General features: G+C 43.4%; 13 protein-coding genes. 11 read left to right on the forward strand and 2 right to left on the reverse strand.

Annotated elements, in window-relative coordinates:
* Positions 1–117: 117 nt before the first annotated feature.
* From FGM00_RS15310 to FGM00_RS15325, 4 genes are all read left to right on the forward strand, one after another.
* Positions 118–1,755: an ATP-dependent DNA ligase gene (locus FGM00_RS15310; RefSeq protein WP_138853748.1), complete on the forward strand. Its 1,638-nt coding sequence runs from the start codon at positions 118–120 to the stop codon at positions 1,753–1,755.
* An 88-nt stretch (positions 1,756–1,843) separates the two neighbouring features.
* Complete coding sequence (locus FGM00_RS15315) at positions 1,844–2,209, forward strand: GIY-YIG nuclease family protein (RefSeq protein ID WP_236262813.1); 366 nt, start codon at positions 1,844–1,846, stop codon at positions 2,207–2,209.
* Positions 2,210–2,298: 89 nt separating this feature from the next.
* Complete coding sequence (locus FGM00_RS15320; RefSeq protein ID WP_138853749.1) at positions 2,299–4,770, forward strand: ligase-associated DNA damage response DEXH box helicase; 2,472 nt, start codon at positions 2,299–2,301, stop codon at positions 4,768–4,770.
* Positions 4,771–5,051: 281 nt separating this feature from the next.
* Entirely contained in the window at positions 5,052–6,161 is a 1,110-nt protein-coding gene (locus FGM00_RS15325) for a serine hydrolase domain-containing protein (RefSeq protein WP_175416244.1), read from the forward strand.
* A gap of 99 nt (positions 6,162–6,260) precedes the next feature.
* Here FGM00_RS15325 and FGM00_RS15330 read toward each other — a convergent pair whose 3' ends face one another.
* Entirely contained in the window at positions 6,261–7,829 is a 1,569-nt protein-coding gene (locus FGM00_RS15330) for an IS1182 family transposase (RefSeq protein ID WP_236262814.1), read from the reverse strand.
* Positions 7,830–8,052: 223 nt separating this feature from the next.
* On the opposite strand from FGM00_RS15330, the gene FGM00_RS15335 reads away from it, so the two are divergent.
* From FGM00_RS15335 to FGM00_RS15355, 5 genes are all read left to right on the forward strand, one after another.
* Positions 8,053–8,775, forward strand: a complete 723-nt coding sequence (locus tag FGM00_RS15335; RefSeq protein ID WP_138853751.1) for a hypothetical protein — start codon at positions 8,053–8,055, stop codon at positions 8,773–8,775.
* A gap of 211 nt (positions 8,776–8,986) precedes the next feature.
* Positions 8,987–9,493, forward strand: coding sequence for a hypothetical protein (locus FGM00_RS15340; RefSeq protein WP_138853752.1), 507 nt, complete (start codon positions 8,987–8,989; stop codon positions 9,491–9,493).
* Between the two features lie 499 nt (positions 9,494–9,992).
* Positions 9,993–10,745, forward strand: coding sequence for a DUF6794 domain-containing protein (locus FGM00_RS15345; RefSeq protein WP_138853753.1), 753 nt, complete (start codon positions 9,993–9,995; stop codon positions 10,743–10,745).
* 663 nt (positions 10,746–11,408) lie between these two features.
* A complete protein-coding gene (locus FGM00_RS15350; protein WP_138853754.1) occupies positions 11,409–11,984 on the forward strand; it encodes an SRPBCC family protein in 576 nt (191 codons plus the stop codon).
* A 9-nt stretch (positions 11,985–11,993) separates the two neighbouring features.
* Complete coding sequence (locus FGM00_RS15355) at positions 11,994–12,566, forward strand: Crp/Fnr family transcriptional regulator (protein ID WP_138853755.1); 573 nt, start codon at positions 11,994–11,996, stop codon at positions 12,564–12,566.
* A 392-nt stretch (positions 12,567–12,958) separates the two neighbouring features.
* Here FGM00_RS15355 and FGM00_RS15360 read toward each other — a convergent pair whose 3' ends face one another.
* A complete protein-coding gene (locus FGM00_RS15360) occupies positions 12,959–13,954 on the reverse strand; it encodes an IS110 family RNA-guided transposase (protein WP_138851450.1) in 996 nt (331 codons plus the stop codon).
* Positions 13,955–14,323: 369 nt separating this feature from the next.
* On the opposite strand from FGM00_RS15360, the gene FGM00_RS15365 reads away from it, so the two are divergent.
* Positions 14,324–15,961, forward strand: coding sequence for a hypothetical protein (locus FGM00_RS15365; RefSeq protein ID WP_138853756.1), 1,638 nt, complete (start codon positions 14,324–14,326; stop codon positions 15,959–15,961).
* 553 nt (positions 15,962–16,514) lie between these two features.
* The gene (locus tag FGM00_RS15370; protein WP_138851450.1) at positions 16,515–17,510 is read left to right on the forward strand and encodes an IS110 family RNA-guided transposase; all 996 of its coding nucleotides are present in this window, start codon (positions 16,515–16,517) and stop codon (positions 17,508–17,510) included.
* The last annotated feature ends 63 nt before the right edge of the window (positions 17,511–17,573 follow it).

Here is a 17,573-nt window from a genome sequence, read left to right on the forward strand (position 1 = left end):
TTTGCGAGTAGCCGGATAGCATGGTGAATTAAACAAATTAGTGAGGCGACGTGGCAAACTTTTACTTTTGAACAACGCCGTATAAGAATGCCACGCTTTGCTCACAATAACAAGTACATGAAAAATTTCGCTTCCCTTATCAAAACCCTAGACAGCACCAATAAAACCAATGTAAAGGTACAGGCCTTGGCCGACTACTTTAGCGTGGCCAATGATGCCGACAAGGTATGGACCATCGCCATTCTTTCGCATCGCAGACCGCCACGGCCGGTGAACACCACCCTCTTAAGGGAATGGGCATCCGATCTGGCCAATATCCCCTTGTGGCTTTTCGAGGAGAGCTATCATATCGTAGGCGATCTGGCCGAAACCATAGCCTTGGTCATTCCGTCTACGAAAACATCCACCGAAAAAAACCTGACCCAGTTCTTAGAGGAGATGATCGCGCTGAAGAAGAAGTCGGACGAGGACAAAAAATCCTACCTCTATGACAATTGGAAAACCCTCGATTATTACGAACGCTTTGTATTCACGAAATTGATTACGGGTGGCTTCCGTATCGGGGTGAGCCAAAAACTAATGACTAGGGCCCTATCGAAAGCCACGGAAATAGATGAGGATATTCTGGCCTATAAGCTTATGGGTAATTGGGATCCGAATACCATTTCGTTTCAGGAACTCATCTTGGAGGAAAATGCCAGTGATTACCTTTCCAAACCCTATCCCTTTTATCTGGCCTACGCGATAGAGGGCGAAGTGGCCGACTTGGGCGACGTAGCGGAGTGGTCGGCAGAACACAAATGGGATGGCATTCGCTCCCAGGTTATTTTACGGGATGATGCCATTTTCGTGTGGAGCCGCGGGGAGGAATTGGTGACCGATAAATATCCCGAGTTCAATGCCTTTGTTGGGGTGGTTCCGAATGGTACGGTCATAGACGGGGAAATATTGCCGTATCCCAAGGGTCAAATCGGTACTTTTAACGACCTGCAAACACGCATCGGTCGCAAAACAGTTTCGAAGGCCTTGCTGGAAAAGGTTCCCGTTATCCTAAAGGCATACGATATATTGGAATGGGAGGGCAAAGACATTCGCGAACTTCCCTTTATCGAACGAAGAAAACACTTGGAACAATTATACAAAAAGGTAAGCCAAAGTCCGCTTCAGGCGGACAGCGTGCCAATCCCGCTGCATCTCTCCGCTACCATTCACTTTACTTCATGGGACGACGTAGCCGAAGAACGCCAACGTGCCCGTGAAATGCGGAGCGAGGGGCTGATGCTAAAACGTAGAGATTCTCCCTATTTGGTCGGCCGTAAAAAAGGCGACTGGTGGAAATGGAAAGTCGACCCGCTGACCATCGACGCCGTGCTCACTTACGCCATGCGCGGCCACGGGCGCCGTAGCAACTTGTTTACCGATTATACCTTCGCCCTTTGGAACGAAAACGACGCAGGGGAAAAAGAGCTGGTCACCTTTGCCAAAGCCTATTCGGGGCTGACCGATGCCGAGTTCCGAAAGGTAGATGCGTGGATCAAAAAAAATACCTTGGAACGTTTCGGCCCCGTACGTTCGGTTACGCCACATCATGTTTTTGAAATCGCCTTTGAAGGCATCGCCCTTTCAAAACGGCACAAGAGCGGGGTCGCCACCCGCTTTCCGCGAATTTTAAGATGGCGGCAGGATAAAAAGATTGAAGATGCGAATACGTTGGATGATCTAAAGGCATTGATTCCGAGCGAAACTGCCGGGTAGACAGGTGTAACGCCGGAATCTGTTGCACCCGCTTCCGCTTTCGAACCAAGGATATAGGCAATGTAGTCACAGTTAAATTAGGCAGGTAGTGGAGCGTGTAGCAATTAATAGCCGAAAAAGGTTCAATAGACAGCTGTGCTGCGTGCACAATCTAGAGAAGAAGGGATATACATCCATCACAACAAATAAAAATAAGACCGTACTGTATGCCGGTGCAACGAATGCTATTGAACGTAGACTAAATGAGCATCATTACAGAATTTACCCGAATACTTTTACAAAACGATACAATTATTATGTTTTGATTTATTTTGAAGAATGCGAAGAAGTGAACAATGCATTTGTGAGAGAACGTCAGCTAAAATCATGGCGTAGAAAAAAGAAAGAAGAATTGATAAACGCCAGTAATACGAATGGGGAAGACATCGAACTCGTCTCGAGTTCATCGGAATGAACGGGATAGCTAAGAATTTTTTAACCATAGATAATACATAGAATAAACCTTTGAGCAGTCCATAAACAAATTGCCGCGCTGCGCTCGCCATGACGAACAGAGAACAACTTTACGAAATAGCCGACAACTGGTTTGCCGCGCAGGACTGGAAGCCTTTCCCCTTTCAGAAACAGACGTGGAAGGCCTTTCTACAGGGCAAACACGGACTCCTAAACGCCCCAACGGGCAGCGGAAAGACCTATGCGCTTTGGTTTCCGATTGTGTTGAACTACATTAAAAATAATCCGGAGTACCGCACCAAACATAAGAAGGGCTTGAAGGCCATATGGATCACCCCCCTACGTGCCCTCTCCCAAGAAATCAAACAATCGGCCGAAAGGGTTACCGCCGATTTGGGGACCCAGATGACCGTTGGTATCCGTTCCGGGGATACCTCGACCAAAGAGCGCGCCCAGCAAAAAAAGCAAATGCCCGATTTGCTCATCACCACCCCAGAGAGCTTGCAATTATTGTTGGCGACCAAGGGCTATGATAAAATCTTCAAGGATTGCGCTGCCATTGTCGTTGACGAATGGCACGAACTGCTCGGTACCAAACGTGGTGTTCAGATGGAACTCGGTCTTTCCCGACTGCGGGCACTTTCCAAAAAAATTCGGATATGGGGCATTTCGGCCACCATCGGCAATTTAGAGGAAGCACGCGAAGTGTTGCTGGGCCCCACCTCCCAAGCCTTGGAAAACTCGGTCATGATCAAGGCCAACCTTAAAAAGAAGATTACGGTCAAGAGCATCATCCCCAAGGAAATGGAAACCTTTCCCTGGCGTGGCCACTTGGGGCTGCGTTTGTTGGAAGATGTGGTACCGGTCATCAACAACAGCAAGACCACGCTCTTGTTCACCAATACCCGAAGCCAGTGCGAAATCTGGTTTCAAAAATTACTGGAAAAACATCCCGAATACGCCGGTGAAATCGCCATGCACCACGGTAGCATCAACAAAGAGACCCGGGTCTGGGTAGAAAATGCGATACGGGACGGAAGCCTAAAGGCAGTCGTCTGCACCTCGAGTCTGGACCTGGGGGTCGATTTTGCCCCCGTGGAGACGGTGGTACAGATCGGTGGACCAAAGGGTGTCGCGCGCTTTTTACAACGGGCCGGGCGTAGCGGGCACCGACCCGGCAAGGAAAGCCTTATTTATTTTTTACCGACCCACGCCATTGAATTGATCGAGGCCTCGGCCTTACAGCGGGCGGTACAGCAAAGGGCGGTAGAAGATCGTATGCCCTACCTGAACAGTTTTGATGTGCTGTTGCAATACCTGACCACCCTGGCCATCTCGAATGGCTTTTATCCGCATGAAATCTTTCACGAAATCAAGCAGACATTCTGTTACCAGGCGGTGACGGAAGAACAGTGGCAGTGGCTGTTGAACTTTCTGGTCATGGGCAGCCAGAGCCTGCAATCCTATGACGAATACAAGAAGGTCGAAATCGAAGAGGACGGCCTGTTCAAAGTGAACAATCGCGGTATTGCCATGCGGCACCGTTTTCAGATCGGGACCATCGTAGGCGATGCCAATCTTACGGTACGGTACCAAAAAGGAGGCTATATCGGATCCATAGAGGAATATTTCGTTTCCAAATTGACCCGTGGCGATGTCTTTACCTTCGCCGGTCGCAATCTGGAATTCATACGCATTAAGGAGATGCAGGTGCACGTAAAAAATTCCAGCAAGAAAACCAGCAAGGTGCCCGCATGGGCCGGGGGACGCATGACCCTTTCGGCCCAGATGTCGAAACTACTGCGGGAAGAACTCTACACCGCCAATCAAGACCGAAAACACCAATCGAAGGAAATCAGGTCGCTCGACCATATTTTTAAACGGCAGCGTCGGGAAAGCATCGTACCGAATCCCGATGAGTTTTTAATCGAGACCTTTAAGACCCGCGATGGTTACCATCATATTTTTTACCCCTTCGAGGGGCGTTTTGTACACGAGGCCATGGGCAGTTTATTGGGCTATCGTATTAGTTTGCTGTCCCCCATCACCTTTTCCCTGGCTTTTAACGATTATGGTTTCGAGATGCTCTCGGACAAGGAAATAGATATGCAACAGGTATTGGATAATAATCTGTTCACCACGGATTATATGTTGGACGATTTACAGAAAAGTCTGAACTCTACCGAGATGGCACGGCGTAAGTTCCGGGATATTGCGGTCATTAGTGGTATGGTGTTTACGGGCTACCCCAATAAGGGTATAAAAATGAAACACCTACAAAGTAATTCGCAGTTGCTATTTGACGTATTTCGGGATTATGAGGCCGACAATCTGTTGTTCCAGCAGGCCTTTACGGAGACCTTCGAGCACCAATTGGAGGAAGGCCGTTTGCGACTGGCCCTGGAACGTATCGCGACCCAAACCATCGTTTGGAAGGCCTGTGACCAGGTCACCCCCTTCTCTTTTCCGTTGATTACCGATCGGTTAAGCCGTGAAAAACTTTCGAGCGAAAAACTGGCCGATCGTATCAAACGGATGACCGCCATTTTGATGAAAAAATAAAAAAGCGGGCGTAATTGGTGTCTAATTCCAATTACGCATTTCGTATATCACTTGCGCATTTTGTATATCAAAAAAACTAAAAATAGTAAATTGATATACAAAATGCGTAATCGAAAATCACTTTGTACCGTCGATTGGTGTTGTGCTTTGTGAAAAAACCGTACTTTAGAAGGGTATACTAAAAACATGCACATATATACGTGTTGTAGCCAATTTAAATGAAGTCTATAGATAGTTGCAACATCCAGTTTTTTCAATCGTCTTTTAGGGAAAACCGAACAATGGAATTAAAACTATCCTCTTTATTACTATTTCTTTTGACCTTTTCAGGAGTTGTAAGCTGTCAAAGTCAGGACAATTTGGGCAATTTCATTAGCAATGAATGCGACTCTTTACTAAGAAATGGAGAAATAAAATCGCTTTCGGTTGGAGTTATAAAAAATGGCAAAATTTACAAATTCCATAAAGGCAAATTGACCAACGGCAAAAGTCCGAGCAAACATACTCTTTATGAAATAGCTTCTTTAACGAAAACCTTTACAGGCACTTTATTGGCAAAAGCAATTTTGGACAAAAAAGTTGGACTTGATGATGATATAAGAAAATATCTACCCGAAAGTTACCCAAACTTGGAATTCAACGGACAGCCTATTACATTCAGGTCTTTGGTAACCCACACAAGCGGATTACCGAACATGTTTCCCAATCGACCCGAAATATTTGAGAACCCAGATTGGGACGAACTACCTTTTAGAATTAACGAATTACAGACTGGATTTACCGAAAAACAATTCTTGGAGGAACTGCATCAAGTAAAATTGGATACGGTATCGGGTTATAAATTTAGTTATTCAAACTCGGGTGCAAACCTACTAGGCTTGTGCCTTGAAAGAATGTATAAAAACCCATACGAGGATTTAGTAAAAAATCACATTCTCAAACCCTTGGAAATGGAAAACACCTATGTCGGAATTTCTAATAATAACAGTCAATTTTTAGCCAAAGGACTAAATGTCAAAGGAATCGAAATGCCCGCAAGAGCCGAAAAAGAACTAAATGCCGAGGGAGGTATAATTTCAACTCTCGATGATATGATAAAATATATGCAATTCGGATTAGATACAAACAACCCATTAATTCAAATTTCTCATCAAGAATTGTTTGACGGTAAATACGGGGATTTTGAAAACGGATTGTTTTGGCAAATCTTTAAAAATGGAGAAAAGGCGAGAAAGATTTTTCAAAATGGTGGAGCATTCGGGACTTCAAGTTGGATGACCTTATTACCAGAAACTAACACAGGAGTATTTATCATAACCAATGTTTCTGGGCCTGAAGTGCATCAAAAATTGAGCATTTTAGCGGACAAAATAATTGAACACGCGGAATAAAAACTGGCTACAAAATTGGTAACCGTTGCACAAGCCCTTGATCAGCAAGAAAACGGATTATTATAAGCCCCTTTTCGGGGCTTTTTTATTGTCCCATCATTAGTGAAGGTTAAATTTCGGATGCTCGCCCGGAGCCCCGAAGAGGAACCCAAGGGTGCTTTTCGACAAAGTGGCCAAAGTGAGTTGGCCCGCCCCGCTTTTCGAGCGTTTTTGTTCGAACTTAAGGTACTTTTTCAAGTTGTAGGCCATAGCGGACAGATGCATGCCTTTGTTCGCCTGTGCGAGGCCGATGGTATTTATCTTTCGTAGCCCCATGAACTGTGTGAGCGTGCCGAACACGGGCTCGACCGTACTTTGCCGCTTGCCCTTCATGTGCCTGCCCTGCGGGCTTTCGACCCTTGCTATGTTCCTTTCATACTCATCACGGTAATAGGTAACGCTGAACTTCTTCTCCTGTGCCGACTTGCCCAGGCACCGTTCCCGTATGGGGCAGCCCAGGCAGACATGTTTCCGCGCACGGTACTCCTTCTTCTTTGTCCTGGTGCGACTGTCAAGGAAAACTTTGGTAAAAGGGATCACCTTGCCCCGGGGGCATATATAATGGTCATGTTCTTCAACGTACACAAAACCATCGGGGCCGCCCTTATACGTACCGTGCGGTGGAATGAAACTTTTAAGGTTCCTTTCTTCTAGAAAACGGTAGTTCTCCCCGCTACTGTAGCCGGTGTCCGCCACGCAGTTCTCCCATACAAGTCCTTGCTCCCACAACCGTTTCTTAAGTCTCTTGACGATATCGGGAAGCTGTTGGTTGTCCTTCCCATCGGCATGGTAGGCCCTGATATCCGTTATGACATGGTGTGCCGTATCCACGCTCAGTTGTGAGAGGTAGTTCAGCTTGCGCGCCTTGCCCGGCTTGACGCTTATCCTGGCATCGGGGTCCGTGGGACTGTAATGCGTTTTGTTACTTGTGTATTTCGAACCTTTGTTTCCCGCACCGGGACGTTGGTCCTGGTCCTTGGCCCACTTCTTGGTGCGACCCTTTACCGCATCGAGTTCCTTCTTGTTGGCGGTCACGCTGCGCTGTCCCTTGTCGGACCTGTCGTTCTTGGACTTTCTGTGCGGCTCCTCCCTGTCCATCGAACTGAGAGCACGTACCTTTCTTAGGTGTTCGTCCAGTTCCTCTTCGGGCACCTTCAGCTCCAGGGTATCCATGCTCGCATTGGCCTTCACCGGTGCCGAGTCGATGGCCTGGGTGTGGCCGCCGACCATTCCTTTTTCAACGCACAGGGCCAATACCCTTGTGAAGACCTCCTCGAAAACGCACTCCGGGAACAGCTGCCGCGTCCTGCTTATCGTACTGTGCCAGGGAAGTTCCTCGTCGATACCGTAACCGATAAAATAGAGGATGTCCAAGCGCATCGAACAATGGTCGATAAGCTTGCGGTCGCTGATGATGTTCTCCAGATAGCACACCAGACATAGTTTGAAGAACACGACCGGGTCGATGCTCTTCTGGCCGCTATCGCCATAATATCCCTTGGTCAGTTTGTAGAGGAAATCCAAATCGATGGCGCTTTTCAAACGCCTGTAGAAATTGTCCTTCGGAATCCGTTCGCTCAACTGGAAATGGGCGAACAGCTTTTCTTGGTAATCCTTTTTTCCCTGCATACATAAAGTTACGATCGATCATCGGATCGGCAATGATCAAAACGGACTTTTTCGCTAACTTGTGCAACAGGCACATTGTGTATAGCCCATTGCGGTTGGATTTCCTAATCGGAAATCACCGCAATCAGCTATCTTTAGGGTTACGGCGGAAAAGTCCGTTGGACGTTTTCCGCAACGAGCCATACACGAAACCGTTGTAAGCAAGCTAAACAGACTTCTGTGAATGGAAAGACCATTTGATACAAGATTGAGACAGACCTACGGGACTTTGGAAAAAACCAAAGCAAATTTTGTATTCAACTTTCAGCAAAACGACAAAATACTCGTTTGGATTGTTGGCTTTGCAGTAACAGCAATTTCACTTATCATTTCAAACATCTCGGACATTAATAAAATTTATTCCGAATGTATATTGAGATTAGTACTAAGCCTATTGACCGTTACACTTGTTTCGGGAATAGTTTATAGATTTTCTGCCCTCCTATTTCTAACCAAGTATCAAAATATTATGTTCTATTTGGAGGGAGCTTTTTCTAAAGAAAGGACTATGCCAACCGAAACGAGGGAATTAAAAAAACCAAATGACATTCACGAAATTTATCAGAATATTAAAGCGGACTTTGACCACGATTATTTTGATGTAGTCAATCTTTACAATCAAGCCCAGTCAAAGGAATCAAAAAAATATTATGTCGATTATTTAAAAACCGAATATGAACGGTTAGCTGAATGGTCAACAAATGAGTACAAAACAGCCGATAAATATGTGAAAAATATTTTCAAAACAGCCTTCGGTTTTTCAGATAAGAAAATCAACAAAATTTTCAGCGAAAACAATGATTCTTTTTACTTTAAACTATGGAGTTGGATTTGCGGAATATCTATAGCAATTTGTTTAATTAGTTTTATCACTGTTTTGATTTTACTCGCATTAAACTATGGATAAAAGCCAGCTTACAACACTGTATATAAAAAATAAGGCAAGTAGTTGCTAAACCAAGAGTTTGGGTACATTTGGATGACCGCCAAATCTTTTGATTTGGCTTTTAGAGAATTAAGATAAAAACAAAATGCAAAAGATTTGGCTCAAGGCTAAACCGAAAAAACTATGCTGACCGACTGCCTTACTTTTCATATACTTTACCGTTACCCACAAGTTGAAAAAAACATTACGAAATATAATAATTATTCTATTTTTCCCTCTGACTTTAGTCGGACAAAACAATGATGCGAATGTTGAAAATCTGAATAAAATAACAAGAATAACTCGAGAAGTTGCTAAGATAAATCTAACCGAAAAAGAATTTAACGAAGGAATTGCAGAAGGACCAATTATTTACAAAAGCATATTCAGAAAAAATGGAGGTTGGACAGCATACTATCTTTATGAAAATCAAAATGACAATCCACCTTTGCGAATTAAATATAGCCAAACAGCAAAAAAAGGTTATGACGAATTTGAGTTTTATTACAAAGATGGAAAAATGATATTCGCCAAATTAATCGAATTTAAAAATCGTGGAAGAAATAAAGGCACTGAAACTAAACGCTTGTTTTACTATAAAAACAACGAACTGATTTACACAACAGAATCTGAAAAGGAAAAGTACGCTGAATATATTAAGCGGACTGAAAAAAGTGTTCGAAAAATGATATATGAATAAAAAACCTGTGGGTAACATTGTATATAAAAAATAGCGCGAATCATTGCTAACACAAAGGTTTGGGCATTTTTGAAAAGTCGCCAAATTTTTAAATTTGACGATTTCCAAATAAAAAAGATAACTAGTAAAATTTAAAAATTCGGTTTGTGTTTAAACCGAAAAGTTATCGCTTATTTTCAGCGCTACTTTTCATATACGGAGCCGATGATGTAGCATTCGCCTGTGGCGACCCTAGGTACTACATCTCGTGCCTCGATTCCCGTACCTAGGGAAATGCTACATCATCGCAGCGCTATGACAGATCACATTAGGGCGTAGGCGTTAGGTATTCTTGCCGACACCGCCACGACGGCTTGTCAACGCCACATATCAAGCACTATATGTAATCTGGACCTGCCCATTTCGTTCCCAATACCGGAAAAACAGAAAAAGTTTTCCCTATATTTCCACAAAATGCGCAGGACTACACATAGCGCTGCGTTGCCATTAATTTGAATCATTGAAGAACTTTGTAATCTTAGTACTAATTTTGACGTTTTCGTCTTGCCAAAAACGTGAAGAAATACCTAAAGAACTAATTTATTCTTTTGAGTATTTGAACGAAAATTGGGAGAAAAAGGAGATTGATAAATTCAAGAGTATATCAGAAAATGATACCACCCCTAGGGATTATCATTTCGGAATCGGACTGCATATTAGAAATAATCTTCTTAGACACAATCCAAAATCGGACTCAATTGTAAAATTTTTTAATGATTTGAAAATACATCATTTTGACTATATGTCAGGTATAATTTTGACATCATATCATAGACATCTCAACGAAAAGGACGTAAATCTTAAAGAACAAGTAAACAGAATTATTGAAATGCTTAAGCCTACCGTGGACTGCCAAAACCGTCGAAAGAAAAAAGCTAAAGAATTGTATAACAGTTTTAAAGTTAATGATACAATTTCCGTTCAAATGCCTGTAAGTACATTCTCGAATAATAAGAGCGTTGTAAGTTATAATTGCCCAAACAATAATTGGCAATTTGACAACGCGAAAGACTTATTGATTGACGGAATAATTACGGAAAAATATATTAGAAAGGACTCGTTTTCGGACAACCCTAATGAAATTTATGAAGAGTACAATTTTAAATTGAAAATTCTAAAAATGAATAATCCGGACATCCATTATTTTACAAGACAGGTAACGACGGGAGATGAAATTGAACTTCCATTGGATTATTCATACAATGTGGAATAAAAACTAATGGCAAAAATGGCTATAGCAAATAGGGCGTAAAGTCCCATTCCCATTGGCCCGGGCGTACTTGCTAACACCGCCGAATCTTTTGGATTCGGCATTTGTAATGAATAAGATAAATACGAACGCAAAAGATTCGGCTAAGGGCTTGGCGGAATGGCCGGTGCCGTCCGACCGCCCTACTTGCCATAGCCGAAGCCGATGATGTAGCATTCGCCTGTGGCGACCCTAGGTACTACATCTCGTGCCTCGATTCCCGTACCTAGGGAAATGCTACATCATCGCAGCGCTATGACAGATCACATTAGGGCGTAGACGTTAGGTATTCTTGCCGACAACGCCACGACGGCCCATGAACGCCACATATCAAACACTATATGTAATCTGGACCTGCCCATTTCGTTCCCAATACCGGAAAAACAGAAAAAGTTTTCCCTATATTTCCACAAAATGCGCAGGACTACACATAGCGCTGCGTTGGGTGCAATATGACAGAGGCAAATTGCAACGCTAGAAATACAAACTTCTGAAGGTGAAGAGCTGTATGAAACTAAATCGTTAAAATAATAAGCTAAACTACCAAGTTTCTTTTGTTACCAATTGGTAACAGAGGTCTAATACCAGAGCAATAGTTTTGTGGCATAGTAATTCAACGAAGAAATTATGCGAACAGTAATATTATTAGTTCTGATTTTTATGGCATCTACACAAATACAAGCTCAAAAAAGCTACCCCAAAACGACAATTTCAGTTGATATCCAAAGTACTTTATCATTAAAGGAGACTTTTGAATATATCGTACCAATTGACTTGGAGCATATTTTTAAACGGTATAAAAATATTCCTGCTGTTGATAGTACTAGCAATAAAGAGGCTTGGTACACACCGGGAATGACGAGAATGGTATTTTTTGATGACGGAACGTCTTCTAAAGAAACACTTTTAAGCGTTACACCTCATTCGGCTTTTACTTACAAAGTCAATGGTTTCACCAATTCTCTAAAAGGATTGATTAAACAAATTAACGGCAGTTGGACGTTTACAGAAACCGAAAATGGTAAAATTCATATAGAATGGACTTACGAATTTATTCCAAGGAATTTTTTTGCTCGTTTTTTGGTTAACATCATTGTAAAAAAACGAATAAAAACACCAATGACTAATGCTCTAACCGTTATGAAAGATGAGTTGGAAAGTGGTAATTTATATCGTTATGAAAGAAAAGTAGGAAATTGGTAAATTGCCACTATGGAAAGTCTAATCAATTATTTGTTACAATATGAACAACTAAACGCACAACAAATTGAGCTTATAAAAAACTCGATTAAGTCAGTAAAACTGGAAATTGGGGACTATTTTTCAGAAGCTGGAAAAACAGCGAATCAAGTCGCGTTTGTCCAAGAGGGAATTTTGAGAGTTTGCTATTACAATAAAGAGGGCGAAGAAATTACTCGTTATTTTATTGACGAAAACAATTTTGCAGTTGACCTAAATAGCTACAATTTTCAAATTCCGTCAGGCGAATATATTCAAGCAATTGTACCTACACAATTATTGATTTTTAGTAGAAAAGACCTTACAAATCTATCAGACACAATAATCAGTTGGGACAAAATAATTGGTAAAATAACTAACAAAGCACTGATGGAGAAAGTAAACAGAATAAGTCCAATGCTTGCCGAAGATGCCAAAACCAGATACACTGAATTTCATAATCGTTTTTCGACCTTGGTTAATCGGATCCCATTAAACTACTTGGCTTCTTACATCGGAATTACAAAGAATTCATTAAGCAGAATTCGTAAAGAATTAACCGAATAAAATACTGCACCCAACACGGTGTATAAGCAATAGCGGCTTAAGTGCAAACTTGAACCGTTTTTTGTTTAAAAAAAGTATATTGCTATCTGAAAGCAGTCGCGAAAAACCCGCTACTGCTCATACACCAACCGATGATGTAGCATTCGCCTGTGGCGACCCTATAGGCTACATCTCGTACCTCGATTCCCAAGTGCCTTCCTCTCGCCTGAAAAGGGCTCGTCGGAGGCAAGCGGGAAATGCTACATCATCGCAGCGCTATGACAGATCACATTAGGGCGTAGGCGTTAGGTATTCCCGCCGACAACGCCACGACGGCTTGTCAACGCCACATATCAAGCACTACCTGCCTGTATCCTATGGTTAAAACAAATATTCTTCATAAATTTTTTCTATCATGAGATGAATTTCATGGTATCGACATACGGTGTGCCGCGCCTTACCACTGCGAACGCCCTGGCCAGTACCTTGTTCCTTATGATGTTCATTGTGGACATTTTGTCCTTTCCCTCACCGATCCTTTTTTCATAGTATCTTTTCATTTCGTGGCTGTACTGTACGGCGGTACATGCGCACATGTTCAACAGCACCTTTCCTTCCTTGTTGGCCATCCTGTTGACCTTCGTCCTTCCCTTGAGACTGGTCCCGGAGGTATTGGGGAAGGGTGCGATCCCGACGTAGGAGGCGAACTTCCTCCAGCTTGCGAACCACTTGAACCCATTGGTGTACACGATAAGGAACCTTGCCGTGACCTTTCCGATGCCCTTGACGGTGAGCAATAGGGTGAACATCCCATTGAGCTTCGGGTCCCGTGCGATAAGCCCGTCGATATCGCTCTCCAACGCCGCAATCTCTTTGTCCAGGCAGTCGATGATGGCCTTTTGACAGCTGTACAGGCGTTGGTGCGGGTCTCCGCCCAATACCCTTCGCTGCTCACCCAGGTTCGCGATATGGCCCGCCCGTTGGGCGACCAGTTTCCTGCGCAGGGACATGAGCCTTTTCATGTCCGCCAGTTTCGCATCCGGTCTTTGGCGCGGTACGAATTCCTCCCTAGTGCGCCATCCGTAAAGGGCTATCCGCTTTGCGTCCGCCCTGTCGTCCTTTCCCCTGGCAATGCCAAGGGAGCGTTTGATCTCCAGGCCGGGAACGATACGGTAGGGCAGCCTCGCCGTATCGAGGAACTCTTCGAGCGTGTCGCTATAGAGCCCCGTGTGCTCGAATACGAAAAGAAGGCCGTCCATGGCCGGGCCAAGGTTCTCATTTGCCCATACGCACATTTCCTTGATGCCATCCACGGTATTGGTGAACCTTTCCGCAACGCCTTTTAAGTGGATGTGGGCGTCCAATGTTAATTTACTCACGTCGATACCGATAATTTCCTTGATTTCCATAATTTTACCATGTTTGAAAATGGTCGCTTAAACTAAGACCTTTAAAAGTCGAGGCTGAAATCCTATATGGTTCTGGGCGACCGGTTAGAAGAACGGGGACTGATACAGGCAATAGGTCGTCAACCTTGGCCGACAGAAAGTTCACCCCGTTCTTTTTTTATGTTTCAATAAAGTTATGAACATTTATAGGAGTTATGAGTCTCCCCCGGACCCCCTCTTTTCAACACGATCATCATAATAGATTTTATCTATAAGGCAAATCTAAAGGCCGGCAGGCTTCACAACTTGTCCGCCTTTGGAGGTTAGCGCTGCGTTAGGCACTAGCAAGCAAGTTGATAACAACCATTAGAATAGAAACAAAATAATACAATGAAAAAAACAATTATAACAGTTCTTACAGCATGCCTTTTGTTTGGATGTAACGAAAAAGAAGAGCTTATAAATCTTGTTCCTAATGAAGCTAGTAAAGCCCCAAATTATTGGTGTACATGGTATTGGCAAAATTATTTGATTAATAAAGGGCAGGAAGTGAAAAATCCTGATCCAAAAAAGGTGTATTCGAATAAAGCTGCTCGAGAAGGCATGAACGAGGAAACAATCTTTGGAAAAGAAGGGATGGCCAAAGTAATGTTACCCAAAACAAGAGGTGATTATTTCTTTTTGATAGACCACGGTTGGCAAGATAAAACCATTGAAGAAAACACCTTCTTTACCTTGATGATGGATACCCTTGATTTTCCTAAATACAACCATTTAGGACCTAAAGAAAAAATAAAGGAAATGAACAGGGAAATTAAAGCTTTGGGCTGGAGAGGTCTCGCATTATGGGTTAGAGGAAGAATTACTGAAGAAGAAATGGGAAAGCATGTGGAATGGAGCAAGTTTGCGGGCATTGAATATTGGAAAATTGACGGGGGAGACACCAAACATTTTTATGCTACAAAAATAAAGAATAAAATTTATCCTGAGCTTACACTGGAGCATATTACAGGTGCTGGTGGCCCTCTAAACAATTTTTGGGATATACAAGGATTACGTGAATATCCATCCGTATACAGCAATCAAAAAACTATCGATAAGAAAGCAGATTCTTCAATTCACAATAAAGGCTTTAGAATTGAACAAGCATTAGAAGTGATTAAAAACACTGATGTATTCAGAACCTACGATGCAGCACCTTTACTAGTAAGTACGGTTACTATGCAACGTGTACACGATATATTAGAAAATACTGCTGGTCATAGTGAATACAGAGCTGTACTTAATATTCAAGATGATTGTAATATTGCAGCAGCTTTGGGTCTTGTTGTTGGGGTAAAACGTCACCCAATGACGACCCCTAGAATGTATAAAGGAAAGGATTATCACTTGCAAATTGCAGGAGACCGTCATGTCGATAAACGCTTGAATGAAATGGATAGGTTTGCACGTTGGCAACGAATTGCTCCTCCTATGCCGGCAGGCTATGGTACTTATGAATTTTCTTCACGCCTTAATACTGATAGTATTGTTTTTACAGAAGCGCATACCTGGTTTAAAAATTCTCATGGTAAAATGGTGAGGCAAAGCGCGCCTGCAATAATGACACGTAACCTATCTTTGCCCGAGGTTAAAGTAAATGGGTTGGCACCTTTTGTCATGGCTTCAAAATTTCCAAGTGGTGCTGTGGCAATTGCTACTGAAGGTAGAGTTACCCCCAATAATAGCTGGCAACAACCGAAGGCTGATATCATACTTAAAGAGATAGAGCTTAATAAGCATATTGGAATTTTTGGTCAATATAAATCATTAACCTTAGAAATATCAGAAAATTTGTCTGAAAATGTGAAGGTATATGGTCAGGATTTAATGGCGGATACTGCCATTGATATTACACAAAAAGTATCCGTTGAAGGTAACAAAGTAATCATTCCTGGCGATTTGATTGATTCTGTAGGAACTATGGCCGGTGATGAAGGTGATATCTCTGCTCCGGGAATGGTAATTAAAATAATACTTTTGAATTAAATATACCAGTGCCTAACACACCTTAATCAGTTGGTATTCGGTGCCTTACAGGGCTTTCGTTCTCGAATCATCTTTTTCCTCAGTTGATATAGATGCCTTCCGTAAACCCAACCGTCTCATATTGCCAATCGATAATGTAGCATTAGTTCATAGTTTTTATTGTTTATTAAGGAATTCATGTATTCGCTGCGCTCGAAAGGTCTGCATGTTCGCTTTCCCTATACCGCAAAAAATCCTGACGGGATTTTTTACTATATTTCCATATAATTGCGCAGACCTGACCGGCCTTTAGATTTGCCTTATAGATAAAATCTATTATGATGATCGTGTTGAAAAGAGGGGGTCCGGGGGAGACTCATAACTCCTATAAATGTTCATAACTTTATTGAAACATAAAAAAAGAACGGGGTGAACTTTCTGTCGGCCAAGGTTGACGACCTATTGCCTGTATCAGTCCCCGTTCTTCTAACCGGTCGCCCAGAACCATATAGGATTTCAGCCTCGACTTTTAAAGGTCTTAGTTTAAGCGACCATTTTCAAACATGGTAAAATTATGGAAATCAAGGAAATTATCGGTATCGACGTGAGTAAATTAACATTGGACGCCCACATCCACTTAAAAGGCGTTGCGGAAAGGTTCACCAATACCGTGGATGGCATCAAGGAAATGTGCGTATGGGCAAATGAGAACCTTGGCCCGGCCATGGACGGCCTTCTTTTCGTATTCGAGCACACGGGGCTCTATAGCGACACGCTCGAAGAGTTCCTCGATACGGCGAGGCTGCCCTACCGTATCGTTCCCGGCCTGGAGATCAAACGCTCCCTTGGCATTGCCAGGGGAAAGGACGACAGGGCGGACGCAAAGCGGATAGCCCTTTACGGATGGCGCACTAGGGAGGAATTCGTACCGCGCCAAAGACCGGATGCGAAACTGGCGGACATGAAAAGGCTCATGTCCCTGCGCAGGAAACTGGTCGCCCAACGGGCGGGCCATATCGCGAACCTGGGTGAGCAGCGAAGGGTATTGGGCGGAGACCCGCACCAACGCCTGTACAGCTGTCAAAAGGCCATCATCGACTGCCTGGACAAAGAGATTGCGGCGTTGGAGAGCGATATCGACGGGCTTATCGCACGGGACCCGAAGCTCAATGGGATGTTCACCCTATTGCTCACCGTCAAGGGCATCGGAAAGGTCACGGCAAGGTTCCTTATCGTGTACACCAATGGGTTCAAGTGGTTCGCAAGCTGGAGGAAGTTCGCCTCCTACGTCGGGATCGCACCCTTCCCCAATACCTCCGGGACCAGTCTCAAGGGAAGGACGAAGGTCAACAGGATGGCCAACAAGGAAGGAAAGGTGCTGTTGAACATGTGCGCATGTACCGCCGTACAGTACAGCCACGAAATGAAAAGATACTATGAAAAAAGGATCGGTGAGGGAAAGGACAAAATGTCCACAATGAACATCATAAGGAACAAGGTACTGGCCAGGGCGTTCGCAGTGGTAAGGCGCGGCACACCGTATGTCGATACCATGAAATTCATCTCATGATAGAAAAAATTTATGAAGAATATTTGTTTTAACCATAGGATACAGGCAGGGACGTCTACTTGT

Origin of the sequence: Aggregatimonas sangjinii (assembly GCF_005943945.1) — a bacterium.
Classification (GTDB): Bacteria; Bacteroidota; Bacteroidia; order Flavobacteriales; family Flavobacteriaceae; genus Pelagihabitans; species Pelagihabitans sangjinii.